At 70.2% G+C, this 25,941-nt stretch carries 23 protein-coding genes; 13 read left to right on the top strand and 10 right to left on the bottom strand.

Features of this window, described 5'->3' with window-relative positions; translation table 11 throughout:
- Positions 1–118: 118 nt before the first annotated feature.
- From OHS59_RS17700 to OHS59_RS17665, 8 genes are all read left to right on the top strand, one after another.
- The gene (locus tag OHS59_RS17700; protein WP_328494367.1) at positions 119–1,198 is read left to right on the top strand and encodes a BMP family lipoprotein; all 1,080 of its coding nucleotides are present in this window, start codon (positions 119–121) and stop codon (positions 1,196–1,198) included.
- A 719-nt stretch (positions 1,199–1,917) separates the two neighbouring features.
- Complete coding sequence (locus OHS59_RS17695; RefSeq protein WP_328494366.1) at positions 1,918–2,967, top strand: BMP family lipoprotein; 1,050 nt, start codon at positions 1,918–1,920, stop codon at positions 2,965–2,967.
- A gap of 242 nt (positions 2,968–3,209) precedes the next feature.
- A complete protein-coding gene (locus OHS59_RS17690) occupies positions 3,210–4,931 on the top strand; it encodes an ABC transporter ATP-binding protein (protein ID WP_443061635.1) in 1,722 nt (573 codons plus the stop codon).
- Complete coding sequence (locus OHS59_RS17685) at positions 4,928–6,049, top strand: ABC transporter permease (protein WP_328494364.1); 1,122 nt, start codon at positions 4,928–4,930, stop codon at positions 6,047–6,049. Before OHS59_RS17690 ends, OHS59_RS17685 begins: the two co-directional genes overlap by 4 nt.
- Complete coding sequence (locus OHS59_RS17680) at positions 6,046–7,308, top strand: ABC transporter permease (RefSeq protein WP_328494363.1); 1,263 nt, start codon at positions 6,046–6,048, stop codon at positions 7,306–7,308. The genes OHS59_RS17685 and OHS59_RS17680 overlap by 4 nt, the downstream gene beginning before the upstream one ends.
- Positions 7,305–7,718 carry a cytidine deaminase gene (locus tag OHS59_RS17675; RefSeq protein ID WP_328494362.1) on the top strand — a complete coding sequence of 138 codons (414 nt, stop codon included), beginning with the start codon at positions 7,305–7,307 and terminating at the stop codon, positions 7,716–7,718. Before OHS59_RS17680 ends, OHS59_RS17675 begins: the two co-directional genes overlap by 4 nt.
- An 80-nt stretch (positions 7,719–7,798) precedes the next feature.
- Positions 7,799–9,091 carry a thymidine phosphorylase gene (locus OHS59_RS17670; RefSeq protein ID WP_328494361.1) on the top strand — a complete coding sequence of 431 codons (1,293 nt, stop codon included), beginning with the start codon at positions 7,799–7,801 and terminating at the stop codon, positions 9,089–9,091.
- A gap of 107 nt (positions 9,092–9,198) precedes the next feature.
- On the top strand, positions 9,199–9,783 hold the full coding sequence (locus OHS59_RS17665; protein ID WP_328494360.1) for a Uma2 family endonuclease: 585 nt from the start codon (positions 9,199–9,201) through the stop codon (positions 9,781–9,783).
- A 17-nt stretch (positions 9,784–9,800) separates the two neighbouring features.
- On the opposite strand, the gene OHS59_RS17660 is transcribed toward OHS59_RS17665, so the two are convergent.
- On the bottom strand, positions 9,801–10,721 hold the full coding sequence (locus OHS59_RS17660) for an AEC family transporter (protein ID WP_328494359.1): 921 nt from the start codon (positions 10,719–10,721) through the stop codon (positions 9,801–9,803).
- 246 nt (positions 10,722–10,967) lie between these two features.
- Between OHS59_RS17660 and OHS59_RS17655 the strand changes: the two genes are divergently transcribed.
- The gene (locus OHS59_RS17655; RefSeq protein WP_328494358.1) at positions 10,968–11,354 is read left to right on the top strand and encodes an STAS domain-containing protein; all 387 of its coding nucleotides are present in this window, start codon (positions 10,968–10,970) and stop codon (positions 11,352–11,354) included.
- On the opposite strand, the gene OHS59_RS17650 is transcribed toward OHS59_RS17655, so the two are convergent.
- Positions 11,238–12,263 carry a sigma-70 family RNA polymerase sigma factor gene (locus tag OHS59_RS17650; protein WP_328494357.1) on the bottom strand — a complete coding sequence of 342 codons (1,026 nt, stop codon included), beginning with the start codon at positions 12,261–12,263 and terminating at the stop codon, positions 11,238–11,240. The genes OHS59_RS17655 and OHS59_RS17650 overlap by 117 nt on opposite strands.
- Before the next feature lie 223 nt (positions 12,264–12,486).
- Complete coding sequence (locus OHS59_RS17645; RefSeq protein ID WP_328494356.1) at positions 12,487–13,779, bottom strand: MFS transporter; 1,293 nt, start codon at positions 13,777–13,779, stop codon at positions 12,487–12,489.
- Positions 13,780–13,841: 62 nt separating this feature from the next.
- Here OHS59_RS17645 and OHS59_RS17640 point away from each other — a divergent pair, with 62 nt between their 5' ends.
- Complete coding sequence (locus tag OHS59_RS17640; protein WP_328494355.1) at positions 13,842–14,795, top strand: LysR family transcriptional regulator; 954 nt, start codon at positions 13,842–13,844, stop codon at positions 14,793–14,795.
- Positions 14,796–14,959: 164 nt separating this feature from the next.
- A complete protein-coding gene (locus tag OHS59_RS17635) occupies positions 14,960–16,945 on the top strand; it encodes an ATP-binding protein (protein WP_328494354.1) in 1,986 nt (661 codons plus the stop codon).
- Between the two features lie 202 nt (positions 16,946–17,147).
- Here OHS59_RS17635 and OHS59_RS17630 read toward each other — a convergent pair whose 3' ends face one another.
- The gene (locus OHS59_RS17630; RefSeq protein ID WP_328494353.1) at positions 17,148–18,935 is read right to left on the bottom strand and encodes an NlpC/P60 family protein; all 1,788 of its coding nucleotides are present in this window, start codon (positions 18,933–18,935) and stop codon (positions 17,148–17,150) included.
- Positions 18,936–19,175: 240 nt separating this feature from the next.
- Positions 19,176–19,940, bottom strand: a complete 765-nt coding sequence (locus OHS59_RS17625) for an alpha/beta hydrolase (RefSeq protein ID WP_328494352.1) — start codon at positions 19,938–19,940, stop codon at positions 19,176–19,178.
- 113 nt (positions 19,941–20,053) lie between these two features.
- On the opposite strand from OHS59_RS17625, the gene OHS59_RS17620 reads away from it, so the two are divergent.
- Together OHS59_RS17620 and OHS59_RS17615 are read left to right on the top strand one after the other, a co-directional pair.
- Positions 20,054–21,208: an adenosine deaminase gene (locus tag OHS59_RS17620; protein WP_328494351.1), complete on the top strand. Its 1,155-nt coding sequence runs from the start codon at positions 20,054–20,056 to the stop codon at positions 21,206–21,208.
- 125 nt (positions 21,209–21,333) lie between these two features.
- A complete protein-coding gene (locus tag OHS59_RS17615; RefSeq protein WP_328494350.1) occupies positions 21,334–21,684 on the top strand; it encodes an ATP-binding protein in 351 nt (116 codons plus the stop codon).
- 98 nt (positions 21,685–21,782) lie between these two features.
- Here the strand turns inward: OHS59_RS17615 and OHS59_RS17610 are convergent, their stop codons facing one another.
- The 5 genes from OHS59_RS17610 to afsQ1 form a co-directional block, all read right to left on the bottom strand.
- A complete protein-coding gene (locus OHS59_RS17610; protein ID WP_328494349.1) occupies positions 21,783–21,986 on the bottom strand; it encodes a PspC domain-containing protein in 204 nt (67 codons plus the stop codon).
- Between the two features lie 100 nt (positions 21,987–22,086).
- Positions 22,087–22,653 carry a VanZ family protein gene (locus tag OHS59_RS17605; protein ID WP_328494348.1) on the bottom strand — a complete coding sequence of 189 codons (567 nt, stop codon included), beginning with the start codon at positions 22,651–22,653 and terminating at the stop codon, positions 22,087–22,089.
- 113 nt (positions 22,654–22,766) lie between these two features.
- Positions 22,767–23,408 (bottom strand): hypothetical protein, encoded by a 642-nt coding sequence (locus tag OHS59_RS17600; protein WP_328494347.1) that lies wholly within the window; start codon positions 23,406–23,408, stop codon positions 22,767–22,769.
- Between the two features lie 56 nt (positions 23,409–23,464).
- On the bottom strand, positions 23,465–25,069 hold the full coding sequence (locus tag OHS59_RS17595; protein WP_328494346.1) for a sensor histidine kinase: 1,605 nt from the start codon (positions 25,067–25,069) through the stop codon (positions 23,465–23,467).
- The gene (gene afsQ1, locus OHS59_RS17590) at positions 25,066–25,743 is read right to left on the bottom strand and encodes a two-component system response regulator AfsQ1 (RefSeq protein WP_099505496.1); all 678 of its coding nucleotides are present in this window, start codon (positions 25,741–25,743) and stop codon (positions 25,066–25,068) included. Before afsQ1 ends, OHS59_RS17595 begins: the two co-directional genes overlap by 4 nt.
- Positions 25,744–25,941: the final 198 nt, after the last annotated feature.

Here is a 25,941-nt window from a genome sequence, read left to right as displayed (position 1 = left end):
GGCACGAATCGATAACGGCAGTGAAGAACCCCGTTCCCCTCCCCGTCTACGCGCGTTACTGTGCGCCGCAGTCAGCGTCGGCAACGGCGCCGTTGGGGAATGTAAGGGGTGCTCTCTCATGCGTCGGATTTCTCGGAGAACCAGGCTTTCACAAGCCGCTGTCGCCGTCGCGGTCGTCGTCGTCGCGGCCGCCGGCTGCGGTGAGACCAGCAACGAGTCCTCGGGCAGCGACACCGAGTCCGGCTCAGGCTCCGGCTACAAGGGCAAGGGCATCGGGCTCGCCTACGACATCGGTGGCCGGGGTGACCAGTCCTTCAACGACGCCGCCTACTCCGGGTTCGAGAAGGCCCGGAAGGAATTCAAGATCGGCGGCAACGACATCGAGCCGAGCGACGGCGAGTCGGACGCCGACAAGGTGCAGCGGCTGACCCAGATGGCGAAGGCCGGCTACAACCCCATCGTCGGCGTCGGCTACATCTACGCCCCGGCGGTCAAGGAGGTCGCCGCCAAGTACCCGAAGATCACCTTCGCCGTCATCGACGACGCCCAGGTGCAGGCGAAGAACGTCGCCGACATGGTGTTCGCCGAGGAGCAGGCCTCCTACCTCGCCGGTGTCGCCGCCGCCAAGGCCAGCAAGAAGGACCACGTCGGCTTCATCGGCGGCGTGGACATCCCGCTGATCCACAAGTTCGAGGCGGGCTTCGTCCAGGGCGTCGAGTCGGTCGACCCGAAGATCAAGATCGAGAAGCGGTACCTCACCGAGAAGCCCGAGGACGGCGGGTTCGCCAACCCGAGCATGGGCAAGGAGGCCGCCAGCGGCCAGGTCGAGGCCGGCGCCGACGTGATCTACCACGCGGCCGGTCTGTCCGGGCAGGGCGTCATCCAGGAGGCCGCGGCCGAGAAGGTCTGGGCGATCGGCGTGGACTCGGACCAGTACAAGCAGAAGGCCCTCGCCGCGTCCAAGGACTGGATCCTGGGCTCCGCGCTCAAGGACGTCGGCGGCGCCGTCTACGAGGTGACCAAGTCCGTCATCGAGGGGAAGCCGCTCTCCGGTGAGCACCGGGGCGACCTGAAGACCGGTGGCGTGGGCTTCGCCGACTCGAACCCGAAGTACAAGGAGATGACCGATGTCGTCGCGGCCGTCGACAAGGCCAAGGAAGACATCATCAGCGGCAAGGTAACGGTCAAGACGGAGTAACGCCTCCGGCTGTGCGTGTGGGGCGGCGCGGGTGCGCCGTCGGCTGCGGGCCGGTGGGGTCGGCCACGCCGTTCCCCGCGCCCCTTGGAGTTGGTGGGGGTGGCCCTGGGTCGCAGGGGTCACTCCCACCGGGCTGTGCGGGGCGCGCGGACGCGCTGGGCGCGGTGACGGGACCGCGCTCCCGGCCGCCGGTCGGTGGGGGCGTTCGCGCAGTTCCCCGCGCCCCTTGGTGGTAGGGGTGGCCTGGTCTGGCCCGGTCTGGGTGGGGCCACGCAGGTCCCCGCGCCGCTTCAGGGCCGTCTGGCCGGGGGATCCGCTCACCGTGTGTCTGTGCCCCCTCGGTCCCCGCCTGGAGGCACCCGCGCGGTGCGGGCCGGGCAGCCGCCGCCTTTCAGGGGCGCGGGAACCGGGCGGCCCAACCCCCACCGGCCCGCAGCGACGACACGCGCGCACCTCCCACTCGGTCACCCGGCCCGCCACCCACCCACCGCACCACGCACCCCCGCCCCGCACACCACCCCGGCCGAGGGGCACGCTTCGCAGGTCGTACGCCCCTTGCCTCCCGCAAGGGGCGTACGACGTTCCGTAGTCTGTGGGGCATCTGTGGCCACAGCTCGATAACGGACCGGACAGAAGGGGTTTTCCGTCTGGTCTACGCGCGTTACGCTGCGGCGGAACCAGCGCCTGGTATGGGCGCTTGCACAAAGGAGTCACGTTCCATGCGCCGGGTGTCCCGAATCGCTGTCGCGGGCGTTGCGACCGCTACCCTCACCGCCGCCCTCGCTGCTTGCGGCGGCACGTCCAACGACGCCGCTGACAGCGGCGACGGCAAGAGCAAGGGCATCGCCCTCGCGTACGACGTCGGCGGCAAGGGCGACCAGTCCTTCAACGACGCCGCGACCGCCGGAATGGAGAAGGCCGCCTCGGAGTTCAAGTACGGCTCCAAGGCCGTCGAGCCCACCGACGGCGAGTCCGACGCCGACAAGGTGCAGCGCCTGCAGACGCTGGCCAAGGCCGGCTACAACCCGGTGGTCGGCGTGGGCTACGCCTACGCGCCGGCCGTCGCCGAGGTCGCCGCCAAGTTCCCGAAGACGACGTTCGGCATCGTCGACGACGAGACGATCGACAAGAAGAACGTCGCCGACATGGTCTTCCACGAGGAGCAGTCCTCCTACCTCGCGGGCGTCACGGCGGCCCTCACCACCAAGTCCAAGACCGTCGGCTTCGTCGGCGGCGTGGACATCCCGCTGATCCACAAGTTCGAGGCGGGCTACAAGCAGGGTGTCGCCGACACCAACCCGAAGGTCAAGGTCGTCTCGCAGTTCCTGACCGAGAAGGCCGAGGACGGCGGGTTCGCCAGCCCCGACAAGGGCAAGACCGCCGCCGAGGGCCAGATCGAGGACGGCGCCGACGTGGTCTACCACGCCGCGGGCCTGTCCGGTCAGGGTGTCATCGAGGCCGCCTCCGCCGCGAAGGTGTGGGCGATCGGCGTCGACTCCGACCAGTACAGCCAGGACGCCCTCAAGGCGTACAAGCAGTTCATCCTCACCTCGGCCACCAAGGACGTCGCGGGCGCGGTCTACAACCTCGCCAAGTCGGTCCAGGACGGCAAGCCCGAGACCGGTGTGGTGCGCGCCTCCCTCAAGACCGGCGGCGTGGGCCTCGCGGACTCGAACCCCGACTTCAAGGCTGACGCCAAGCTCCAGGCGGCCCTGAAGAAGGCCACCGAGGGCATCAACGACGGCACGATCAAGGTCAAGACCTCGTAGTAACCGTCCGCGGTAACCATGGTCAATCGGGCGCTGTAATGGCAGCGTTACGGTCGCGAAAACGGGGTGTGGGAAGGATGGCCTTCTCGCGCCCCGTTCGCGCGGCGGATGATCCGGTTCTGTCCGGGAGGCATTGATATGCCTGGATGCTCCTGGATATATCCAGAACATCCGACTCCGCAGTAGTAGTTGAAGCAGGGGCGCTACGCGCGTAGATCGGCCCCTTTTCCAAGGAGTACGCCATCGACGCGTCCAGCAGCCCTCCGCTCGCCGCACAGTCACCGTCGTCCCAGTCGCCCGTGTCGGTCGAACTGGCGGGGATCACCAAGCGATTCCCCGGTGTGGTCGCCAACCACGACATCCACCTGTCCGTCGGCAAGGGCACCGTGCACGCCCTCGTCGGCGAGAACGGGGCCGGCAAATCCACCCTGATGAAGATCCTCTACGGCATGCAGAAGCCGGACGAGGGCACCATCGCGGTCGACGGCGAACAGGTGACCTTCGCCAGCCCCGCCGACGCCATCGCGCGCGGCATCGGCATGGTCCACCAGCACTTCATGCTGGCCGACTACCTCACCGTCCTGGAGAACGTCGTCCTGGGCAGCGAGAAGCTGTACGGCATCGGCGGCGCCGCCCGCGAGAAGATCAGGGAGATCTCCGAGCGGTACGGGCTGGGGGTGCGCCCGGACGCCCTCGTCGAGGACCTCGGGGTCGCCGACCGCCAGCGCGTGGAGATCCTCAAGGTCCTCTACCGCGGCGCCCGCATCCTGATCCTGGACGAGCCCACCGCCGTCCTCGTGCCGCAGGAGGTCGACGCGCTCTTCGACAACCTCCGCGAGCTCAAGGCCGAGGGCCTGTCCGTCATCTTCATCTCCCACAAGCTGGGCGAGGTCCTGTCGGTCGCCGACGAGATCACCGTCATCCGCCGGGGCACGACGGTCGGCACGGCCGTCCCCGCCGAGACCACCTCCCGGCAGCTCGCCGAGATGATGGTCGGCAGCGAACTGCCCACGCCGGAGACCGCCGAGTCGACGGTCACCGACAAGCCCGTCATCCAGGTCGAGAGCCTCACCGTGTACGCGGCCGGCGGCGCCTCGCTCGGCGAGACCGGCACCGTCGGTGACACCCCGGCCGCCGGATCCCTCGCGCTCGACGCGGCCGGCGGCGACGCCAAGCGCGTCCTGGACGACGTCACCTTCACCATCCACGCCGGTGAGGTCATGGGCATCGCCGGCGTCGAGGGCAACGGCCAGACCGAACTGGTCGACGCCCTGATCGGCCTCAAGAACGCCGACTCGGGCACCATCCGCTTCATCGGCGAGGAGATGACCTCCTGGCCCACCCGCAAGCGCCGTGAGCAGGGCGTCGGCTACATCCCCGAGGACCGCCACCGCCACGGCCTGCTCCTCGAAGCCCCGCTCTGGGAGAACCGCATCCTGGGCCACGTCACCGAGAAGCCCAACTCCAAGGGCAAGGGCATGTGGCTCGACATAAAGGGCGCCCAGGCCGACACCCGCCGCATCGTCGAGGAGTACGACGTCCGTACCCCCGGCATCGACGTCACGGCGGCCTCCCTGTCCGGCGGCAACCAGCAGAAGCTGATCGTCGGCCGCGAGATGAGCCACAAGCCGCGCTTCCTGATCGCCGCCCACCCCACCCGCGGTGTGGACGTCGGCGCGCAGGCCGCGATCTGGGACCAGATCCGCGAGGCCCGCCGCGAGGGGCTGGCGGTGCTGCTGATCTCCGCCGACCTGGACGAGCTGATCGGCCTCTCCGACACCCTCCGGGTGATCTACAACGGCAGGCTCGTCGCGGACGCGGACCCGGCGACCGTCACTCCGGAGGAGCTGGGCTCGGCGATGACCGGCGCGGCCTCCGGACACCTGGAGCACGTAACGCACGAACAGCAGTCAAGCCAGGTGGCGGAAGCCGCAGAGGCAGCCCCGGAGGACGAGGCCCGATGAAGAAGTTCGACAAGGAGCGAGTGCTCCTCGCGGTGGCCGGACCGGTCATCGCGCTCGTGGCGGCCGTGGTGCTGACCTCGTTCGTGCTGCTCGCCTCGGGCAAGAGCCCGATCGAGCCGTACACCCTGATGTTCGAGCAGGCCGGTTTCGCCGACGTCCAGGTCCTGATCATCAACCAGGCCGGCGTCTACTACCTCGCCGCCCTCGCGGTCGCCGTCGGCTTCCGCATGAACCTCTTCAACATCGGCGTCGACGGCCAGTACCGCCTCGCCGCCATGATGACCGCGGTCGTCGGCGCGCACGTCTCGCTGCCCGCCGCCCTGCAGATCCCGTTCCTGATGCTGATCGCCGTGCTCACCGGCGCCTTCTGGGCCGGTATCGCGGGTGTCCTCAAGGTGACCCGCGGAGTGAGCGAGGTCGTCGCGACGATCATGCTCAACGCCATCGCCACCAGCCTCATCGGCTACCTCACCCTCACCGAGGTCTGGGGCCGGCCGCTCGGCAACAACCAGACCACCGGCGTGATGAAGGAGTCCGGCTGGTTCCCCGGCTTCGACATGGGCGACGCGGGCGAGATCTACGGCTTCACGCTGATCGCCGTACTCGCCGGTGTCCTCTACTGGCTGGTCCTCAACCGCACCCGCTTCGGCTTCGACCTGCGCGCCACCGGCGCCTCCGAGACCGCGGCCGCCGCCTCCGGCGTGGACGCCAAGCGCATGGTCCTCACCGCGATGCTGATCTCCGGCGGCATGGCGGGCCTCGCGGGCCTGCCGATCCTCCTCGGCGACGCCCACACCTACAGCCTGTCCTTCCCGACGGGCCTCGGATTCACCGGCATCACCATCGCGCTGCTCGGCCGCAACAACCCGGTCGGCATCGCCTTCGCCGCCCTGCTGGTCGCCTTCCTCGACAAGGCCTCGCCCGCTCTCGACTACGCGACCCCGGTGGCGTACGACAAGGAGATCGCGGTGATCATGCAGGGTCTCATCGTGATCGCGGTCGTCGTCTCCTACGAGGCCGTACGCGTCTGGGGCCTGCGCCGCCAGCAGCGGCGCGTCGGTGCCGAACTGGCCGCCGCCGCCAACGACAACTCCAAGAAGGAGGTGGCTGCCCGATGAGCACCTCGACCGTCGCCAAGCCGCAGGCGCCGAAGCCCGCCCGGGGCCGCCGCCGTATCTCGCTCCCGGTCCTGCTCCTGCTCATCGCGGGCCTGCTGGTCCTCGTCTCGGCCGTCCGCCTCATCACCGACGCGAACGGCATCACCTCCACCGGCCAGATGTCCACCGCCCTGCGCCTGGCCGTGCCGATCGGCCTCGCCGGTCTCGGCGGTCTGTGGGCCGAGCGCGCGGGCGTCGTCAACATCGGCCTCGAAGGCATGATGGTCCTCGGCACCTGGTTCGGTGCCTGGGCCGGTTTCCAGTGGGGCCCGTGGACCGGTGTCGCGTTCGGCATCATCGGCGGCGCCCTCGGCGGCCTGCTGCACGCGATCGTCACCGTGACCTTCAACGTCAACCACATCGTCTCCGGTGTGGCCATCAACATCCTGGCCCTGGGCGCCACCCGCTATCTGTCGACCTTCGCCTTCGAGGGCGAGGAGGGCGGTACGTCGAAGCAGTCGCCGCCCGTCGACTCGCTCGGCACCTTCGACATCCCAGGTCTCTCGGACTGGCTGCAGACCCTCAACGGCAAACACTGGTTCCTGGTCTCCGACCTCGCCGGTCTCGTCGGCGGCCTCTTCACCGACCTGTCGCCGCTCACCGTGGTCGCCGTCCTGCTCGTCCCGGCCACCTGGTGGGTGCTGTGGCGCACCTCCTTCGGGCTGCGGCTGCGCTCCTGCGGCGAGAACCCGGTGGCCGCCGAATCCCTCGGCGTCAACGTCTACAAGTACAAGTACCTGGCCGTGGTCATCTCCGGCGGCTTCGCCGGACTCGGCGGTGCCTTCCTCTCCCTGGTCGCCTCCAACATCTACCTGGAGGGCCAGACCGGCGGACGCGGCTACATCGGCCTCGCCGCGATGATCTTCGGCAACTGGATGCCGGGCGGACTCGCCCTCGGTGCGGGCCTGTTCGGCTACACCGACAGCCTCAAGCTCCGCGGCGGCGGCACCAACGTCCACGCGCTGCTGCTCCTGCTGGCCCTGCTGCTGGTCATCGGCGCCGCGTACTTCGTATGGAAGAAGCGGTACGTCCACGCGGCGGTCACCACGCTCATCGGCGTCCTGGTCTTCCTCTGGTACACCACCACCAACGAGGTCCCCAACCAGGTCGTCACCGCCACCCCGTACGTCGTCACGCTGCTGGTCCTCGCGCTCTCCGCGCAGCGCCTGCGGATGCCGAAGGCGGACGGCATGCCGTACCGACGGGGTCAAGGAAAGTGACGACGGCCGGGACCGAGCCGCCCGAGGTCGACTGGAAGACCCTGCGGGAGGTGGCGCGCGAGGCGATGTCCCGCGCGTACGCCCCCTACTCGGGCTATCCGGTCGGTGTCGCGGCCCTGGTCGACGACGGCCGGGTGATCTCCGGCTGCAACGTGGAGAACGCCTCGTACGGGCTGGGGCTGTGCGCCGAGTGCGGCCTGGTCTCGCAGCTCCAGAACACGGGGGGCGGCCGGCTCACGCACTTCACGTGCGTGGACGGCCGCGGCGAGATCCTCGTCCCGTGCGGCCGCTGCCGCCAGCTGCTGTACGAGTTCGGCGGCCCCGATCTCGTCCTGGAGACCCCGGCCGGTCTCCTCCCGCTCTCCGAGATGCTGCCGCAGGCCTTCGGGCCCGAGCACCTCACCAGGTAATCCACGTGACATCCGCGGCCCCTTCGCATCGTGTGTCGTCAGGACACCGGGAGGGGCCGCCGCACTACCGAAGGGAAGCCATGACTTCGTCGTCGATGGACGCCATCTCCGTGATCCGTACCAAGCGGGACCGCGGCGAGCTCAGTGACGGGCAGATCGACTGGGTCATCGACGCGTACACGCGCGGTGACGTGGCCGACTACCAGATGGCCGCCCTCAACATGGCGATCCTGCTCAACGGCATGAACCGCCGGGAGATCTCCACCTGGACCGCCGCGATGATCGCCTCCGGCGAGCGCATGGACTTCTCGTCCCTGTCCCGCCCGACCGCCGACAAGCACTCGACGGGCGGCGTCGGCGACAAGATCACGCTCCCGCTGGCCCCCCTCGTGGCGGCCTGCGGTGCGGCGGTCCCGCAGTTGTCGGGCCGGGGCCTCGGCCACACCGGCGGCACCCTCGACAAGCTGGAGTCGATCCCCGGCTGGCGCGCCGCGCTCTCGAACGACGAGATGCTCTCCGTCCTGGACTCGGTCGGCGCGGTGATCTGCGCGGCGGGCGACGGCCTGGCCCCCGCGGACAAGAAGCTCTACGCGCTCCGTGACGTGACCGGCACGGTCGAGGCGATCCCGCTGATCGCCTCCTCGATCATGTCGAAGAAGATCGCGGAGGGCACGGGCTCGCTCGTCCTGGACGTGAAGGTCGGCACCGGCGCCTTCATGAAGACGATCGGGGACGCCCGCGAACTGGCCTCCACGATGGTCGGCCTCGGCACCGACCACGGCGTACGGACCGTCGCGCTCCTCACCGACATGTCCACCCCGCTCGGCCTGACCGCCGGCAACGCCCTCGAAGTCCGCGAGTCGGTGGAGGTCCTGGCGGGCGGCGGCCCGTCGGACGTCGTCGAGCTGACCCTCGCGCTGGCCCGCGAGATGCTGGACGCGGCGGGCATCAAGGACGCCGACCCGGCGAAGGCGCTGGCCGACGGCTCGGCGATGGACGCGTGGCGCCGCATGATCGCGGCCCAGGGCGGCGCCCCGGACGCGGCACTCCCCACGTCCCGCGAACAGCACGTCGTCAAGGCCTCGGCCTCGGGCGTCCTGACCCGCCTGGACGCGTACGACATCGGCATCGCCGCCTGGCGCCTGGGCGCGGGCCGCGCCCGCAAGGAGGACCCGGTACAGGCCGCCGCGGGCGTCGAACTCCACGCCAAGCCCGGCGACACGGTGACCGAGGGCCAGCCGCTCCTCACCCTCCACACGGACACCCCCGAACGCTTCGCGTACGCGCTGGAGGCGGTCGAGGGCTCGTACGACGTGGCGGCCCCCGGGACGGCGTTCACGGCGGCACCGGTGGTGCTGGAACGTATCGCCTGACGTACGGCTTGACCTGGGGGTTCCCCCTTCGGGTGAACGGGATCGGTGGACGGCCGCCGGTCCCGTTCGGCATGCTGTGATCGGTGACGTACCGATAGGAGACCGCCATGAGTGCACTCACCGTCGACCACGAGCCCGAGCGGAACTGGGACGACCTCGTCCGGTTCCGGGAGGAGATGGAGTGGCCCGAGGGCAGCAAGGTGGAGATCATTGAGGGGATCGTCACCGTGTCGCCTACTCCCGCGAATCAGCACAACCTGATCACTGCTGCGGTTCAGCGCCGCCTGTATGCGGCAATTCCCCATGACTGGGGGATCTTCCAGACCCTCTCCAGCGCGGTGCCGTCGCGTCTCGGGATGTTCATTCCGGACCTGGTCGTGGTGCCCACGGGGGAGGTCGACGGCCCCGGCAACTACATTCCGGCCGGTGCAGCCGAACTCGTCGTCGAAGTCACTTCCAAGTCCAACGCCCAGCACGATCGCGTCAGCAAGCCCGCCGCCTACGCGGCTGCGGGCATCCCCCTCTATCTGCTCGTCGACCGCTGGGCGCCGGGCGGACCCACGGTCACGCTGTACGGCGAGCCCCAGGGGGACGTCTATCGGGTGCTGCAAGCCGGAAAGTTCGGCGAGCAGATCGTGCTGCCGGAGCCCTTCGACCTCAAGCTCGACACGAGCGTGTTTCCCGTCCACTGAGCGCCCGTTGACGGGTATCACCCCAGCAACGCCGCGATCACCACCAGCACCGGCACCGCCAGCATCGTCGAGAGCAGGATCGACTCGCGGGCCAGGACCTCGCCGACGCGGTAGCGCGAGGCGTACGTGAAGAGGTTCTGCGCGGCCGGCAGGGCCGAGGTGACGACCACGTCGAGCAGGTGCTCGCCCCGCAGGCCGAAGACCCCCGCCGCCAGGGCCCACGCGGCCAGCGGCTGTCCCACCGACTTCAGGGCGACGGACAGCAGCACGGGCGCCCGGTCGGCCCCGCGCCCCGGCATGGTGCTGCCGCACAGGGAGATCCCGAAGGCGAGGAGCACCGCCGGGACCGACATGTTCCCGATCAGGGTCAGCGGATCCATGACGGGCCCCGGGACGGTCAGACCGCTCGCCGAGACGGCCACCCCGGACAGGGAGCCGATGCCGACGGGATTGCGGACGGGGGCGGTCACCCGCCGCCAGACCGACTGCTTCTCGCCCGCGCCCGACAGGTCGAGGACCGTCAGCGCCACCGGGGTCATCACGATCTGCTGGAACAGCAGGACCGGCGCCACGAGTGACGCGTCCCCGAGGACGTACACGGCGATCGGGATACCGAGATTGCCCGCGTTGACGTAACTGGAGCACAGGGCCCCGATCGTCGTACGGCCCACGCCCCACCGGCGCACCGCGCCGACCGCGACGAACACCCCGGCCACCGCGAAGGTGCTGACCGCGGTCACCAGCAGCCGGTTGGACAGGATCACCGACAGGTCGGCCTGGGCGAGGGTGGTGAAGAGCAGCGCGGGCGTGGCGACGTGGAACGCGAGCTTGGTCAGCACCTCGCGCCCGTTGTCGCCGAGATATCCCCGACGCCCGATCAGATAGCCGACCCCGATGACGACGGCGATGACCGCGAACCCGTTCAGCACCCCTTGCACGGCACCTCCCGGGGATGCCCGGCGAGGCAGCGGCGGCGATCCGGTATTCGCGGCACGACGGCCACAGATTCATGGGGCATACACCCAACCCTCTGTGCCAAGACATGCCCAGGTCAATGTGACCTGGAGCAACCCGGGCCGGCCCCTTCAGGGGCGCGGGGAACCGCGCGACCAGCCTCCACCGGCCCGCACCCGACCGCCGACCTGTCCACCCCCCCCAGCCGACCGCAGGTCACCCCGTCAGCGATGAGTTCCGCCCGTCCCCCCGGTCTACCGAACGTGGACGCCACGACACCCGCCGTACTCGTACTGCCCGGCCCCGTCGCCCGAGACGACGTGCCGAGGCTGTGCGAGACCGTGCGCGCAAGGCTGCAGCCCTCCGGAGCCCACATCGTCGTCTGCGACGTAGCAGGCCTCGGACCGCCGGGCCTGACGACGATCGACGCACTGGCCAGGATGCAGCTGGCCGCCCGCCGCGCCGGGGGCCGGATCAGACTCCGCGCCCCGGACCCCGCCCTACGGGCGCTGCTCGCCCTCGTCGGCCTTCCCTTCGAGGTGGAGGGGCAGCCCGAACAGCGGGAACCACCGCTGAGTGTCGAGGAAGCAGTGGAACCCGGTGATCCGCCCCTCTGAGATCTCCAGCACCTGCACGGCCCACGCCGTGTGACCGCCCGTCTCGGGATCCGGCTTGTACTGGGCGAACCCCGGCAGCCCGTTCACCGCGACCGGGACCAGATGGGAGTCCGCGCAGGCCGCACCGAGCGTCGTCATGAAGCCCGTGATGTCCGAGGGGCCGGTCAGCCACAGGTCGAACGGCGGCATCGTCATCACGGCGTCCTCGTGCAGGAGCGCCGTCAACGCCGTCATGTCGTACCCCTCGAAGGCGGCGACATAGCGCTCCAGGAGCTTCTGCTGCTCCTCGTCGAGCGGGTCGGAGGTGGCGGCCCGCGCGGCGGCACTTCCGCTCTCCGCGCTCTCCGAGAGCGTGGCGCGGGCCCGCTGGAGGGCGCTGTTCACGGAGGCGACCGTGGTGCCGAGCAGTTCGGCCACCTCGCTCGCCTTCCACGCCAGGACCTCGCGCAGGATGAGTACCGCCCGCTGCTTGGGCGGCAGTTGCTGCAGGGCGGCCATGAAGGCGAGGCGCACCGACTCCTTGGCCACGGCGGCCTCGGCCGGATCGCCGACCGTCGGCAGCACGCGCGCGTCCGGCATCGGCTCCAGCCAGGTGTTGTCCGCGCGCGGTGTCAGAGCGGCCTGCGCGAGCGGCGTCGACTCCGTCAGGTCCATGGGCCGGGCCCGCTTGTTGCCCGCGGTCAGCATGTCCAGGCAGACATTGGTCGCGATCCGGTACAGCCACGAACGCAGCGAGGAGCGGCCCTCGAACTTGTCGTAGCTGCGCCAGGCGCGCACCAGCGTGTCCTGGACCGCGTCCTCGGCCTCGAAGGACGAGCCGAGCATCCGGTAGCAGTACCCCGTCAGCTCGACCCGGTGCTTCTCCAGCCGGACGTCGAGGTCTTCCACCGTCGCCGTACCGTCGCTCATAGCCAACCCACCCCTGTGGCCTTGTCCGTCGCGCGGACGTCCTCGTCGCGCACTCGCCGCCTCGTTGCGGCACCGACACCCCGGAAGCTACCGCAGCCCACTGACAATGGCCCCCCGAGACGAAAAAGGTGCAGGTCAGGACAGTTACTGTCCTGACCTGCACCCACATGTTCGCCGGTTGCTCCCCGGCTACCCCGGTCGGCCCCCGGCCGTTCTGGGGACGTCAGTGCTGAACGGCCACCAGCTGTCGCCGCGTCCGCGCCGCGTGCGACCCGAGCACCGTGATCCCCACGACCCCGACCACCGCGAGCAGGCCGAGTGCCACCGTCCCGGCCCAGCCGCCGGAGTGGTAGGCGACCGCGCCGAGCGTGCCGCCCGCGCTGGAGCCCAGGTAGTAGGCGGACTGGTAGAGCGCCGAGGCCTGCGCGCGGCCCTCCTTCGCGGTGTGGCTGACGGAGGAGGACGCCACCGCGTGTCCGGCGAAGAACCCGGCCGTGATCAGCACCAGCCCGAGCAGTACGAGCGGCAGCGAGTCGGCCAGCGACACCAGCAGACCCGCGGTCGTCGTGGCACCCGCCAGGTACAGCGCGCCGCGTCGGCCGAGCCGGCCCACCAGCTTCCCGGCGGTCGACGCCGAGACCGTACCGACCAGGTAGACGAGGAAGATCGAGCCGATGAGGCCCTGCGGGAGGGAGAACGGGGCGTCGGTGAGGCGGTAGCCGATCACCGTGTAGACGGCGCCGAACACCGTCATGAACAGCGCGCCGATCGCGTACAGCCTGCGCAGCAGCGGGTTCGCGAGGTGGGAGCGGACGGTGCGGACCAGTACCGCGGGGCGCAGCGAACCGGCCTTGAAGTGCTTGGGCGCCGGCAGCAGCAGCCGGAAGGCCACCGCGCAGCCCACCGCGATCACGCCGATCGTGCCGACGGCGACCCGCCAGCCCCACTCCTGCGCGACCCAGCCGGTGATGACACGGCCGCTCATCCCGCCGACGCTGTTGCCCGCGACGAACAGGCCGATGGCGGTGATCAGTGCCTTCGGGCGCACCTCCTCCGCCAGGTACGCCGTCGCCGAGGCCGGCAGCCCGGCCAGTGCCGCGCCCTGGACGGCCCGCAGCGCGACCAGCCAGCCGACCGAAGGAGCGAAGGGCACCAGCAGTCCGACGGTCACCGCGACCGCGAGGGACGCCGTCATCAACGTACGCCGCCCGAACCGCTCGGAGAGCGCGCTCAGCGGCAGGACGAACAGGGCCAGTGCGCCGGTCGCCGCCGACACCGTCCAGCTCGCCGTGCTCGCCGTCACTCCGAAGTCGCCGGAGATGAGGGGGAGGAGGGCCTGGGTGGAGTAGAGGAGCGCGAAGGTCGCGACCCCGGCGAGGAAGAGCGCGAAGCTCATCCGCCGGTAGCCGGGCCCGCCCGGGGTCAGCCGGGTGTCGACGGGGACCACTTCGGTGGGAGTGACGGCGGCGGAGGAGGCGACCACGCTGGTGGACGCCCCGGTACTGGCGGAAGGCATGCTTCGAACCTAAGGACCTCCTACTCATCCGTCCAATGCATGAAACCGCCATAATCGTTCCCGTGATGCATCAGCAGAGGTCAGAGGGACGCCTGTCACCGTCCGGTGACACAGAAGACATCGTCATGGTGCTCGCTCCACGCCTGGCGTACTTCGCCGGCGTGGCCCGCACCGAGCACGTGACGCGGGCCGCGCAGGAGATGCAGGTCCCGCAGTCGACGCTGTCCCGGGCGATGGTCCGCCTCGAACAGGACCTGGGAGTGGACCTCTTCGCCCGCCGCGGCCGGACGGTCTCCCTCACCCCGGCCGGCCGCACGTTCCTCGGCTCCGTCGAACGGGCCCTCGCCGAGATCGAGCGGGCCGCCGACGAGGTACGGGCCGACGCCGACCCGACCACCGGCAAGGTCGCCTTCGGCTTCCTGCACACCATGGGCTCCGAGACGGTGCCCGCGCTGATCAGGGCCTTCCGCGTCGACCATCCCCGGGTCCGCTTCAGCCTCGTCCAGAACTACGGCGAGGCGATGATCGAGCGCCTGCGCTCCGGCGAACTCGACCTCTGCCTCACGTCCCCCGTGCCGGACGCCCCCGACCTGGTGGGCCGCCGCCTGGACGAACAGAAGCTCCGACTGGTGGTCCCGGCCGACCACCGGCTGGCCTCCCGCCGCCGTATCCGTCTCGCCGAGGCCGCCGACGAGGCCTTCGTCACCCTGGAACCCGGTTACGGCCTGCGCCGCATCACGGACGACCTCTGCCGACAGGCGGGCTTCCGCCCCCGGGTCGCCTTCGAGGGCGAGGAGGCGGAGACGCTGCGCGGCCTGGTCGCGGCAGGCCTGGGAGTGGCCCTCCTGCCCCCACCGGCCGTCCCCCGCCCGGGAGTCGTGGAACTGACGGTCACGGCCCCGAGAGCGGCCAGAGAAATCGGAGTGGCCTGGCTGGACGGCCACCCGGACACACCCCCGGTGGCGGCTTTCAAGAGGTTCCTGCTGTCGAGAAGGGGCAACCTGCTCCCTGAGTGACGGGCAGCAACCGGTCGCGGCCATCCTGAGAGTGGCCCGATGCGGCTGATGACCCGCTCACTCTCCCGGGGCGGTTCCGCTCCACCGGCGCACGTCAACCACGTTCAGGAGGGCAGACTTGGCTCTCCCCGTCCCGGGGCACATCGCAGGAGAGGGCGCGATCCATGGTGAAGGTGCGGCTGGAGACCAGCCGAGAGCACGTCGCGGAGTTGGCGCGGTTGCGTCAACCGGTCGGCGCGGTCGAGGAACTGGTGTGGAACGCCCTCGACGCCGACGCCGGGCATGTCGTCGTCACCTTGGAGCGGAACGACCTCGGAGGGGTGGAGAGGGTCCGTGTCGAGGACGACGGTTCCGGAATGTGCTCCGAGTACTGCGAGGAGTACTTCCGACCCATCGGCGCCTCCTGGAAGAAGCGGGCGCAGGGCACCCCGGTCAAGAAACGGGCCCTGCACGGCAAGAACGGGCGGGGCCGTGTCCGTGCCTTCGCGCTGGGCACCCAGGTTCGCTGGACCAGCGTCAGCGACGGCATCGAGGGACGACACCGTCTGCTGATCGAGTCCGACCGGCATTCCATGGACGAGTTCGACATCGGCGAACCGGAGCCCACTGACGATCCCCCGGGCACGCTCTTCGAGGCGTTCGGCGGCGAGGAACTGGACGTACTCGGCGACGACCGCACCCGCTCTGCGCTGACGGCCGCCTTCGCCACGTATCTGGAGAAGTACCCGGACGTATACATCGAGTACGACGGCCGACGACTGGACCCTGCCTCGGAGCAGCGGCACGTGCGCAACCATGTGCTGCCCTCGCCACGTGATTGGCACGGCGAACCCCCGCAGCTCAAGGTCATCGAATGGCGCAGGCCGGTGACCCGGGCGCTCTTCCTCTGTGACGGAGAGGGCATGTCGCGGGCCCAGCTGAAGCCCGGCATCCAAGCGCCCGGCTTCGAGTTCACCGCCCACCTCTCGTGGGCCGGCTTCGACGAGTTGGACGCGGACGACCTCGCCTTCGCCGACTGGGCTCCTGACGGCACCCCCTCCGAAGCCGTGGCGGCGGCACGCGAGGCGCTGCGGGAGCACTTCCGCTCACGCGCCGACGAACGGCGGATGGAACAGGTCACCGAATGGCAGCGAGAGGGCATCTACCCATACACGGGCAGTCCCTCGGGCGAGCGCGAGCGGACGGAACGCGAGACGTTCGACGCGGTGGCGACCACGGTGATCCGCCATCTTCCGCGAGGCAGCACGTCGTCACGTCGTACCACCTTCGCGCTCCTGAGGTCCGTACTGGCCCATGAGCCGGGCGACGTCCTGCGCATCGCAGAGCAACTGTTCGCCCTCTCCAAGCAGGAGCGGGAGGAGCTCGGTAGGCTGCTCGACCGCACACCTCTGGCCACCCTGGTCAAGGCCTCCGCGACAGCCACCAACCGCCTGGACTTCCTGGGCGCCCTCGAACACCTCGTCTTCGACGGGGAGGCCAGACAGCGGGTGAAGGAACACGGCGAGCTGCACAGCATCCTGGAGAAGGAATGCTGGGTGTTCGGCGAGGAGTACGGCCTGCATGCCAGTGACCGGAGCCTGGACGAGGTGCTGCGACAGCATTGCCGCCTGCTCGGGCGTGAGGACCTCGTACCGGAGACCGTCCTACGCGAAGACGGTCGGCGGGGCCGCGTCGATCTCATGCTCTCGCAGGCGGCAAGGCGCGGAAGGGGCGAGCGGCACCACCTCGTCGTGGAGCTGAAGCGGCCGAGCACCGTCCTGTCCATGACTGAGTTCGGACAGATCAACGGCTACGCCCAGGCTGTCGTCAAGGCCGACCGTTTCCGCGACACCGCCGTGTCCTGGGACTTCTGGCTCGTCGGCAACAGCATGGACGAAGGGCTGCGACAACTTGCCCACCAGTCCGACCGGTTGCCCGGATGCGCCCTCTCCCAGCCCAGGTTCCGTATCTGGGTCAAGACCTGGGGCGAGATCATCGAGGACTGCCAGGAGCGGCTGCGCTTCTACGGGGAGCAGTTGGAGTACCAGTCCTCGACCGAGCACGCCATGGACTACCTGGTCCGCGAGCACGGCCACGCGGTGAGCGAACTCGTAGCCGACGGCACGCTCCCGATCGCGCGCCGTGGCGAAGCGGCGGATGTCACGGTCTGAACGGCGGCGCCTTCGCGATCCATCGGCATCACCTGTAGCCCGACGTTCCGCGACTGCGTTGTCATCAGCAGGTGTTCGAGGTGACCGCGCGGCACCGTCCCCCCCCCGCGTCGTCGCTGATCGCGGTAGGCACGGCAGGCATGCGCGGTCAAGTCGAGTCACGTGAATCAGGGGAATCCACCCGGGGCGTCCGCCGCCCTCTTCAGATCCGACGCACGGTGTGCAGGGTCCTGGCATAGGCGCCGGTGCCGTCGAGCAGTGAGGCGCCGCCCAGGTCGGCCATGGTGGGTCCGTTGGCCGTCTTGCGGCTGGAGAGGAAACGGCGCTGCCCTGCGGTGTCCTCGCCGAGGTGGATGCCGACGTGGTCCACCGTGGCCGTCTCGTTGTCGTCGCCCGAGTCGGCGTTGAACAGGACCAGGTCGCCAGGCTGGATCTGGAGTGCGGCGGGTGGCGCCGTGCCGTCGGTGCGCGCGATGCGGACGCCCGGTGAGTACTCGGCCATGTCCCGGGATCTTCTGGGGAGCCGGGTCCCGGAGGTGTCCTGGCCCGAGGCCATCGGTACGCCCATGTGGTAGCCGTAGACCATGCGTGTGTAGCCCGAGCAGTCGAGGTTGCCGACCTGTCTGGTGGAGGGACCTGTGTGTACGCCGTCGGGGAAGGTCCAGCCGGTGTTCATGTACTCGTGGAAGTCGGCGCCCTCCAAGCGCTGTCCCTGTTGATCGAGGTACCCGTACCCTGCCTCGCCCAGCACCTGTCGGCCCTCGGCAGGGCCGGAGCCGGCCGCTACGGGGGCGGCCCCGGAGAGGAACATCGCGGCGTGGGCGAGGACGTCCGGAGCGGTGGATCCGGACCAGCCGCGTATGACCTGCTCCAGCTCCGGGTTCCAGACACCGTCGAAGGGCTCGGGCAGGACCCGTACCCAGTCGCCGTGGGTCACGGTCGGGGGCGCCGCCCAGTTCGCCGTGTCCACCTGGAACCGGCTGACGAGCAGCTTGACGGGGAGATTGGTGCAGCCGTCGTTGGCCAGTGCGCGCAGGCCGACGCGGCCCTTGGCGAGGGTGGGCTCGGGGTCGGGGTCGGTGACGTCGAAGGTCCAGGCGGAGGGCTCGGTGTCCGCGGAACGCCATGCCCTGGCCAGGATGCGAGTGCCTTCGCGGCGGACCCGGATCGTCCGGTCGGTGCCCGCGGGCACGTCGGTGGCGAGGGTCACGGCCGTGTCGAGCCGGGTGACCTTGTCGGTGACCTCCTTCTCCAGCCGGAACTGGACCGCGCCGGACGTCACGAAGGAGAGTCGGGCCCGGTAGTTGTTGTGGGGGTCCTGATAGCCGAAGGAGAGGGCGTACGAACAGGCCTCACCGGTCGGTACCTTGTCGAATCGCGCTACGGAACGTACATCGACGTCGGTGATTCCGTCGTCCCGGACGCTGGCGTGACGGCTCGCGTAGTCGGTGGTGAGGGTGATGATTCCGGTGCCCGGCACCACCGAGTAGTCGGCGTCGGTCGGGCCGAGGGTGGACCAGCTGCCGCCGCCAGGGGAGGAGCCCCAGTACACGCGCTTGTCCGCGGGCAGGGACGGGTCGGGCAGTGTGCGCCCGAAGTCGTCGGCGAAGGGCTTCTTGTTCTCCGTGAACGTCCGCATCGGGCCGGGCAACAGCACGGTTCGGGCACCGTGCGTGAGCAGTGCGACGCGGGTGCCGCCGGAGGTCACCTCGGTGCGGGCCGGGGCGCCCGGGAGCACGGTCACGGTGAGAGACGGGGCGAGCGTGAGACCGCTGAAGTGGGCGGGGCCCAGGGGCGCATGGGCGACGGTGGAGCCGGCCGGGGCCGAACCGGCTGTCGGAGAGGCGAAGGGGGCGACCGACGTGGACGCGGCGACGGGAGCGGTGGCCGGCGCGGCGGCGCGGGAGGCGGCGGCCGTGCCGCCGAGCGGGATGGTGGCCGCAGAACCCACGAGGGCGGCGAGCACGCCACGGCGTGAAGTGATCGTCATGCCTCGCATGATCAGCCCGGACGTGGCTCAGTGGTAGTGAGTTCGGCTGGATCGTGTCGTGCGTTCGGGCAGCTCCCGCCGGCGGATCGTTCGTCGACCGGCGGTCAGGAGGTGGCACGCGGCGGCGTGGGGCACGTCCCGGGCCGGCGTGGTCACCGCCTGTTCACCGCCGACCCACCGCGCACTCAGGACGGGCCGGCAGAGTCATGGACCGTCATGCCCGATGCCGACCTGGGAACCTCACCGGCGCCGGAGCGACCGCCCGAAGCCCGAGGCGAGCGGCATGCGCAGGCCCAGCGGCGGCGGAGCCGCGAGTGCGTCCTCCACGGGGCGTGAGAACGACCGCCCGAACAGCACCCCCATCACGAAGTCCTCCGCGAGCGCGTACACCTCGTCCCGGAACGCGTGCAGCGCGTGCCCGTCCGAGTGCACCTCGAACCGGCAGATGTCCCGGTTCGCCTTCTTCGCGCGCGCCGCGAGCCGGAACGACAACTCGGGATCGGCCCGCTCGTCGTTGGTGCCGTGCACGATCAGCACCCGCCGCCCCGCGAGCTGCTTCACCGGTTCGGGCGGCGCCGCGACATCCTCCTCGGGCAGCCAGGGGGACAGCGCCAGCACGGAGTTGACGGCTTCGTGGCCTCCCGCGCGCAGGGCGGCCCGCCCGCCCATGTCCACCCCGACGAGGCAGACGGGCACGTCCCCGTACCGCCGTACGACCTCGTCCGCGGCCCACGCGGCGTCCTGCGCCAGATGCGCCTCGCTCCCGTTCCAGCCGCGGAACCGGTAGTGCACCACGTGCACGACCAGCCCCTCCGTGCGTCCCGCGCGGGTGAGCCGGCGGCCCAACGCCCTTACGGACGCGGCCGCCAGCATGGGTGACGGCCTGCGGGCGGAGGTCTCCTCGCCGCCCGGCAGCAGCAGCACCACGCCGCTCACCGCCGTCGGCTCCGTGCCGAACGCCCGCCCCAGCCGTGCCGTGCGAACCGGCGTCGCTTGCTGTGCCATGACAAAACAGTGTCAGAAGTGATGGTGTACGCCATCCGTCCGCACGGTCACCGTTACATATCGACGGATCCGCGCGAGGGGATATCTACGCGCGTAGGCGTTAGAGTGCGGAAATGACGAGCCAGACCAAGAACACCCCGAGCTCGGAGCAGATCCGCCGGGCGCCGAAGGTCCTGCTGCACGATCACCTGGACGGAGGCCTGCGCCCCGGGACGATCGTCGACCTCGCCCGGGACTTCGGGTACACCGGCCTCCCGGAGACGGACGCCGACAAGCTCGGCATCTGGTTCCGCGAGGCCGCCGACTCCGGTTCGCTGGAGCGGTACCTGGAGACCTTCGCGCACACCTGCGCCGTCATGCAGACCCGTGAGGCGCTGTTCCGCGTCGCGGCCGAGTGCGCCGAGGACCTCGCCGAGGACGGCGTCGTCTACGCCGAGGTGCGGTACGCGCCCGAGCAGCACCTCGAAGCCGGACTCACCCTCGAAGAGGTCGTCGAGGCCGTCAACGAGGGCTTCCGGGAAGGCGAGCGGCGGGCTCGCGAGAACGGCCACCGGATCCGCGTGGGCGCCCTGCTGACCGCCATGCGGCACGCGGCCCGCTCCCTGGAGATCGCCGAACTCGCCAACCGCTACCGGGACCTGGGCGTCGTCGGCTTCGACATCGCGGGCGCCGAGGCGGGCTTCCCGCCCACCCGGCACCTGGACGCCTTCGAGTATCTGAAGCGGGAGAACAACCACTTCACGATCCACGCGGGCGAGGCCTTCGGGCTCCCCTCCATCTGGCAGGCGCTCCAGTGGTGCGGCGCCGACCGGCTGGGGCACGGCGTGCGCATCATCGACGACATCCAGGTGCAGGACGACGGCACGGTGAAACTGGGCCGCCTCGCCTCGTACGTACGCGACAAGCGGGTGCCCCTGGAGCTGTGCCCCAGTTCCAATCTCCAGACGGGCGCCGCCGACTCGTACGCCGAGCACCCCATCGGGCTGCTGCGGCGGCTGCATTTCCGCGCCACCGTGAACACCGACAACCGCTTGATGTCCGGCACCAGCATGAGCCGGGAATTCGAGCACCTTGTCGACGCGTTCGGCTATTCGCTCGACGACATGCAGTGGTTCACAGTCAATGCGATGAAATCAGCATTCATTCCTTTCGATGAACGACTGGCCATGATCAATGACGTGATCAAGCCTGGATATGCCGAACTGAAGTCCGAATGGCTGTTCCAGCAAACCGCCTCCACCAGCGGTTCTGTGGGCGAAGAGGGCTGAAATCGGGGGACGGGGAGCGGCCGGGTGGTGACGACTCGGCCGCTTTTCGATGTTTGCGGGGCGCGCTCGCACGTGATTACCGTTTCGGACCGCTCGAATCCCCGTCACAGCATGCAAGGACGAAGATGAAGCAGTCTGCTGCCAAGACCCTCGGTGTCGCCGCTCTCGGTGCCGCCTTCGCCGTCGCCGGCGCCGGTGCCGCCAACGCCGCCCCCGCGCTCCCGGAGACCCCGGCGCTCGGCAACGCCGCCGGTTCGCTTCCGGTGGACGGGCTCGCCAAGTCCCTGCCCGGCGCGGGCGAGTCCCTCACCCAGGGTACGAACGCTCTCAGCAGCGGTGTCGCCGCCGCCCAGCCGGCCGTCGCGAACCTCCTCGCCGAGGGTCCCGCCGCACCTGTCGCCGGTCTGCTCGGCGGACTGCCCATCCAGGGCCTGCCCACGCAGGGCACCCCGGTGAACGGCATCCCGCTGGGCTGAACCCGGCACACACCGCCTTCGTACGCGCCGATGGGGCGCACCCCCGCTCGGGTGCGCCCCATCGGCGTGCTCAGGTGCGCGTCACCAGGCCGTACGCGTCACCAGGCCGTGCGGGCCGCCTTGCCCTCGGCGGGGAAGAGGATCCACAGGGCTATGTAGAGCAGGAACTGCGGGCCCGGCAGCAGACAGGACACCAGGAAGATCACGCGCATCGTGGTCGCGGAGGTACCGAAGCGCCGAGCCAGCGCTGCGCACACTCCGCCGATCATCCGGCCGTCGGTGGGGCGGGCAAGGCGGTTCATTGCGACTCCTTCATGAGGTCGTCGGATGGTTTCGGGGCCTCCTGTGCGGCTGCCCCGTCTGACATCCAAGTTACGGATCCGAAGGAGGGGGAGCGTCGCTCTACGGAGCGATCCCGACCCTGGGAATCGTCGGGGTCAGACCCTGAGCCGACTCCTGGGCCGCCTCCCTGCGGCGCAGCGCGGCGGCCCGGCTGCGCGTCTCGGCCCGGCGGCGCAGCGAGGCCCGGGCGGCGGGCACGACGGCCAGATGGGCCAGCCCCACGCCCACGGTGTTCAGCAGCAGCGAGTCGACGTCCACGACCTGGCCGGGCACCCCGGTCTGCAGCAGCTCGATGCCCAGCGACAGCAGCGCTCCGGCGGCGACCGTACGCATCAGGGACAGCAGCGGGGAGACGAGGAGCCGGCCGCCGGCCATGGGCAGCAGCACCCCGAGCGGGGCCAGCAGCAGGAGACCCTTGCCGATGGCGCAGGCCGCCGCCTCGGGGCCCATCGCCAGATCCGCCCTGATGGTCGCGAAGGGACGCAGGTTCGCGGCGCTCACCCAGGGCACATCCAGGGGCCGCAGCATGAACCAGGCAACAAACGCGAGGTGTGCGACGAGGAGGAGACCTCCCGTCGCACGGACGCGGTTCACGGCGGTTCTGCCGTTCGAGCCTTGACGCTGCACGATCCCCAAGACGCGGGCACCGGCAGGATCGGTTCCGTGTGACGGCGCCGCTTGGCCCGCGCGGGTGAGGCGTGCGCCACAGCGGCGCTCCGGCCGGGGCCCTCAGGAAGGGCTCAGGACCCGTCGGTCCGTGTCGAGGGCGGGGTCTCCGTGCCCGGCCGGGTGCGCACGGCCTCCGTGCACTCGTAGCGCCGTGGCGCGCCGGTGCCCGGGCCGCCCAGGGTCACCGTGCCGTCGTCGGAGGCGGCCTCGGAGTCGCTGAAGGTACAGATGATCTGCGCCAGGGCGTACGGCGTCAGCTCCGCGGGCGCCGTGCTCAGCCGGAGCGCGTCGCCCGGGTCGGTGCCCAGCGGGCCGTCCACCGTCAGGGCCTTCGGCACGGTCGTCGAGTAGTTCGCCTGCTTCTCCGCGTCCGACGGGGCCTCGGACAGCTCGTCGAGGAGGGCCTGCGCGGCGCGGACCCGGTCCGTCTCCGCCGGCCCCGCCTCGATGCGTACGGTCCGGTCGACCGGCGCGAGCTGCGAGGAGCAGACGAGGAAGACCTGGACGAGGATGCCCCGCGAGGACTGCGTACCGATGTCGGGACCGGTCAGGGCGCACGGCACCCGGGAGGGCGCGGGCCCGAAGTCGGTCGGCACCTCCGTCGCCCGGATACCGCACCCGGCCAGCACCACGGCCAGCAGCGGCAGGGCGAGCGCCAGACGCGCCACATGGGTCGCACGGGCCGTGAGGGCCGCGCGGGTCGAACGAGTCACACGTGGAGCACGTATACCCGGCGTGTCCTGACTGTCCCGGGTGTCCTGTACGGGCATCACACGCCCCCCTCGGTGCGGTCGGCGTGGTCGGCGTCGGCCCGGCCCGTGTCCTCGACCCCGGGGTCCGCGGGATCCTCGGAGTCCTTCGGCTCGGAGGAGTCGAGCGGCAGGCGCAGGGTGAAGACCGCGCCGCCCTTGGACGAGTTCGCGGCGGTGATCTCGCCGCCGTGGATGTGGGCGTTCTCCAGGGCGATGGACAGGCCGAGGCCGCTGCCCTCCGAACGCGGCCGGGAGGCACTCGCCTTGTAGAAGCGGTCGAAGACGTGCGGCAGGACGTCCTCGGGAATGCCGGGGCCGTGGTCCTGCACCTCGATCACCAGGTCGGCGCCCTCCTCGCGCACGCACACGCGCACCGGGGAACCGCCGTGCTTGAGGGCGTTGCCGATGAGGTTCGCGAGGATGACGTCCAGGCGGCGCGGGTCGACGTGCGCCATGATGCCGCGCCGCGCGTCCAGTTCCACCGCGTCCAGCCAGGCACGCGCGTCTATGCACGCGGTGATCTGGTCGGCGATGTCGACGGTGTCGGAGACGAGCCGGGCGGTGCCCGCGTCGAAGCGGGTGACCTCCATCAGGTTCTCCACGAGGTTGTTCAGCCGCCGGGTCTCGCTGACGACGAGCCGTACGGCGGGCTCGATCATCGGGTCGACGCTGCCGGTCTCGGCGTCGAGCTCCTCCTCCAGCACCTCGGTCACCGCGGTGATCGCGGTCAGCGGGGTCCGCAGCTCGTGCGACATGTCCGCCACGAAGCGCCGGGACGCCTCGTCGCGGGCACTCATGTCCGCGACCCGTTTCTCCAGCGCCTCCGCCGTGCGGTTGAACGTCCGTGACAGATCGGCCAGTTCGTCCGTCCCCGACACCCGCAGCCGGGTGTCGAGCTTGCCCTCGCCGAGCCGCCGGGCGGCGGTGCCCAGCCGGTGCACCGGCTTCAGTACGGTCGTCGCGGCGGCCTGCGCGAGGAGCGCCGAGCCGATCAGCGCGAGCCCGGTCGCGATCCCCAGCGACCAGGCGAGCGAGTTGAGGTCCTTGGCCTCCGGTTCGAGCGACTTGAGCATGTACCCGGTCGGCCCGCCGCCGATCACCTTGGCACCGCCCACCAGATACGGCTTGTCGCCCTGCACGGTCCGCTGCCAGTACAGGTGGTACGCGTACTTGTTGTGCGAGGAGATCTTCTGTTCCTTGTTCACCGCCTTCTGGAGGGACTGCGGTACGTCCTCCAGCGTGAAGGTGTCCAGGTCGGAGTTGCCGCGGACGGTTCCGCCGTTCTCGTCCTGGGCGATCAGCAGCACGCTGAACCGCTGGCTGCTGTTGGCCATCTGCCGGGCGGCACGCTGCAGTTCCCCCTGCGTGGGGTGCTGCCGCAGGGTGCTGGCGCGGGTCTGCATCGCCTGCTGGAAGTCACCGAGCACGGCGTCCTGCGTACGGGTGAGCACGGCCTCGCGGTTGAGCCAGTACGCGATCCCCGACGCCGACACGGCGGCGGTGAGCGCGACCAGCCCGAACACCACGACCAGGCGCAGCCGCAGACTGGTGAAGCGCAGCCCCGCCATGACCGTCCGGCGCGCCGCGGCCCAGCCACGGAGCTTGTCCTGCGGTTTGGTCACTGAGGATTGTCCAGCCGGTAGCCCACGCCGCGCACGGTACGGATCAGCGTCGGCGAGGACGGCACGTCCTCCACCTTCGCGCGCAGCCTCTGCACACACGCGTCGACCAGCCGTGAGTCACCGAGGTAGTCGTGCTCCCACACCAGCCGCAGCAACTGCTGACGCGACAGTGCCTGGCCGGGCCGCCGGCTCAGCTCCAGCAGCAGCCGCAGCTCGGTGGGCGTCAGCTGCAGGTCCTCGCCGTTCTTGGTCACGGTCATCGCGGCACGGTCGATCACCAGCGAACCGAAGGTCGCCGAGTCGTTCGCCTCGCGCTCGCCGCGCCGCAGCACGGCCCGGATCCGGGCGTCGAGCACCCGCCCCTGCACCGGTTTCACCACGTAGTCGTCGGCGCCGGACTCCAGCCCGACCACGACGTCGATGTCGTCGCTGCGCGCGGTCAGCAGGATGATCGGTAGTTGGTCCGTACGGCGGATACGCCGGCACACCTCGAATCCGTCGATGCCGGGCAGCATCACGTCGAGAACGATCAGATCAGGCCGCTGCTCGCGCAGTAGCTTCAGACCGTCCTCGCCGGTGGCAGCGGTGGCCACCCGGTGTCCCTGGCGCGTCAGTGAGAGCTCCAGGGCCGTCCGGATGGCGTCGTCGTCCTCGATCAGCAACAGGGAAGGCACGGACGTCATTCTGTCCCATGACGTGGGCGGGTATCGACTGTTGGAGCGCTCCCACACATGTCCCGCGTACGAGTGCGTGCCGAGTGTGCCGGATGAGTAGCCGTACGACGCTTCTCTGTGATCGATCTGTGCAATATCCGGCACCGGGCCCTGTGACAGGTCTGTGACAGTCGGGGGACACCGTCATGAAGTGGCCCC

The organism is Streptomyces sp. NBC_00414 (assembly GCF_036038375.1).
GTDB lineage: Bacteria > Actinomycetota > Actinomycetes > Streptomycetales > Streptomycetaceae > Streptomyces.
This window is presented reverse-complemented; position numbering and strand designations above follow the sequence as displayed.

Excerpts from the sequence above, each read along its gene's own strand:
- OHS59_RS17700 (WP_328494367.1), top strand. The coding sequence starts at position 119 with ATGCGTCGGATTTCTCGGAGAACCAGGCTTTCACAAGCCGCTGTCGCC.
- OHS59_RS17695 (WP_328494366.1), top strand. The coding sequence starts at position 1,918 with ATGCGCCGGGTGTCCCGAATCGCTGTCGCGGGCGTTGCGACCGCTACC.
- OHS59_RS17685 (WP_328494364.1), top strand. The coding sequence starts at position 4,928 with ATGAAGAAGTTCGACAAGGAGCGAGTGCTCCTCGCGGTGGCCGGACCG.
- OHS59_RS17680 (WP_328494363.1), top strand. The coding sequence starts at position 6,046 with ATGAGCACCTCGACCGTCGCCAAGCCGCAGGCGCCGAAGCCCGCCCGG.
- OHS59_RS17670 (WP_328494361.1), top strand. The coding sequence starts at position 7,799 with ATGACTTCGTCGTCGATGGACGCCATCTCCGTGATCCGTACCAAGCGG.
- OHS59_RS17665 (WP_328494360.1), top strand. The coding sequence starts at position 9,199 with ATGAGTGCACTCACCGTCGACCACGAGCCCGAGCGGAACTGGGACGAC.
- OHS59_RS17655 (WP_328494358.1), top strand. The coding sequence starts at position 10,968 with ATGAGTTCCGCCCGTCCCCCCGGTCTACCGAACGTGGACGCCACGACA.
- OHS59_RS17650 (WP_328494357.1), bottom strand. The coding sequence starts at position 12,263 with ATGAGCGACGGTACGGCGACGGTGGAAGACCTCGACGTCCGGCTGGAG.
- OHS59_RS17645 (WP_328494356.1), bottom strand. The coding sequence starts at position 13,779 with ATGCCTTCCGCCAGTACCGGGGCGTCCACCAGCGTGGTCGCCTCCTCC.
- OHS59_RS17635 (WP_328494354.1), top strand. The coding sequence starts at position 14,960 with ATGGTGAAGGTGCGGCTGGAGACCAGCCGAGAGCACGTCGCGGAGTTG.
- OHS59_RS17630 (WP_328494353.1), bottom strand. The coding sequence starts at position 18,935 with ATGACGATCACTTCACGCCGTGGCGTGCTCGCCGCCCTCGTGGGTTCT.
- OHS59_RS17625 (WP_328494352.1), bottom strand. The coding sequence starts at position 19,940 with ATGGCACAGCAAGCGACGCCGGTTCGCACGGCACGGCTGGGGCGGGCG.
- OHS59_RS17620 (WP_328494351.1), top strand. The coding sequence starts at position 20,054 with ATGACGAGCCAGACCAAGAACACCCCGAGCTCGGAGCAGATCCGCCGG.
- OHS59_RS17615 (WP_328494350.1), top strand. The coding sequence starts at position 21,334 with ATGAAGCAGTCTGCTGCCAAGACCCTCGGTGTCGCCGCTCTCGGTGCC.
- OHS59_RS17610 (WP_328494349.1), bottom strand. The coding sequence starts at position 21,986 with ATGAACCGCCTTGCCCGCCCCACCGACGGCCGGATGATCGGCGGAGTG.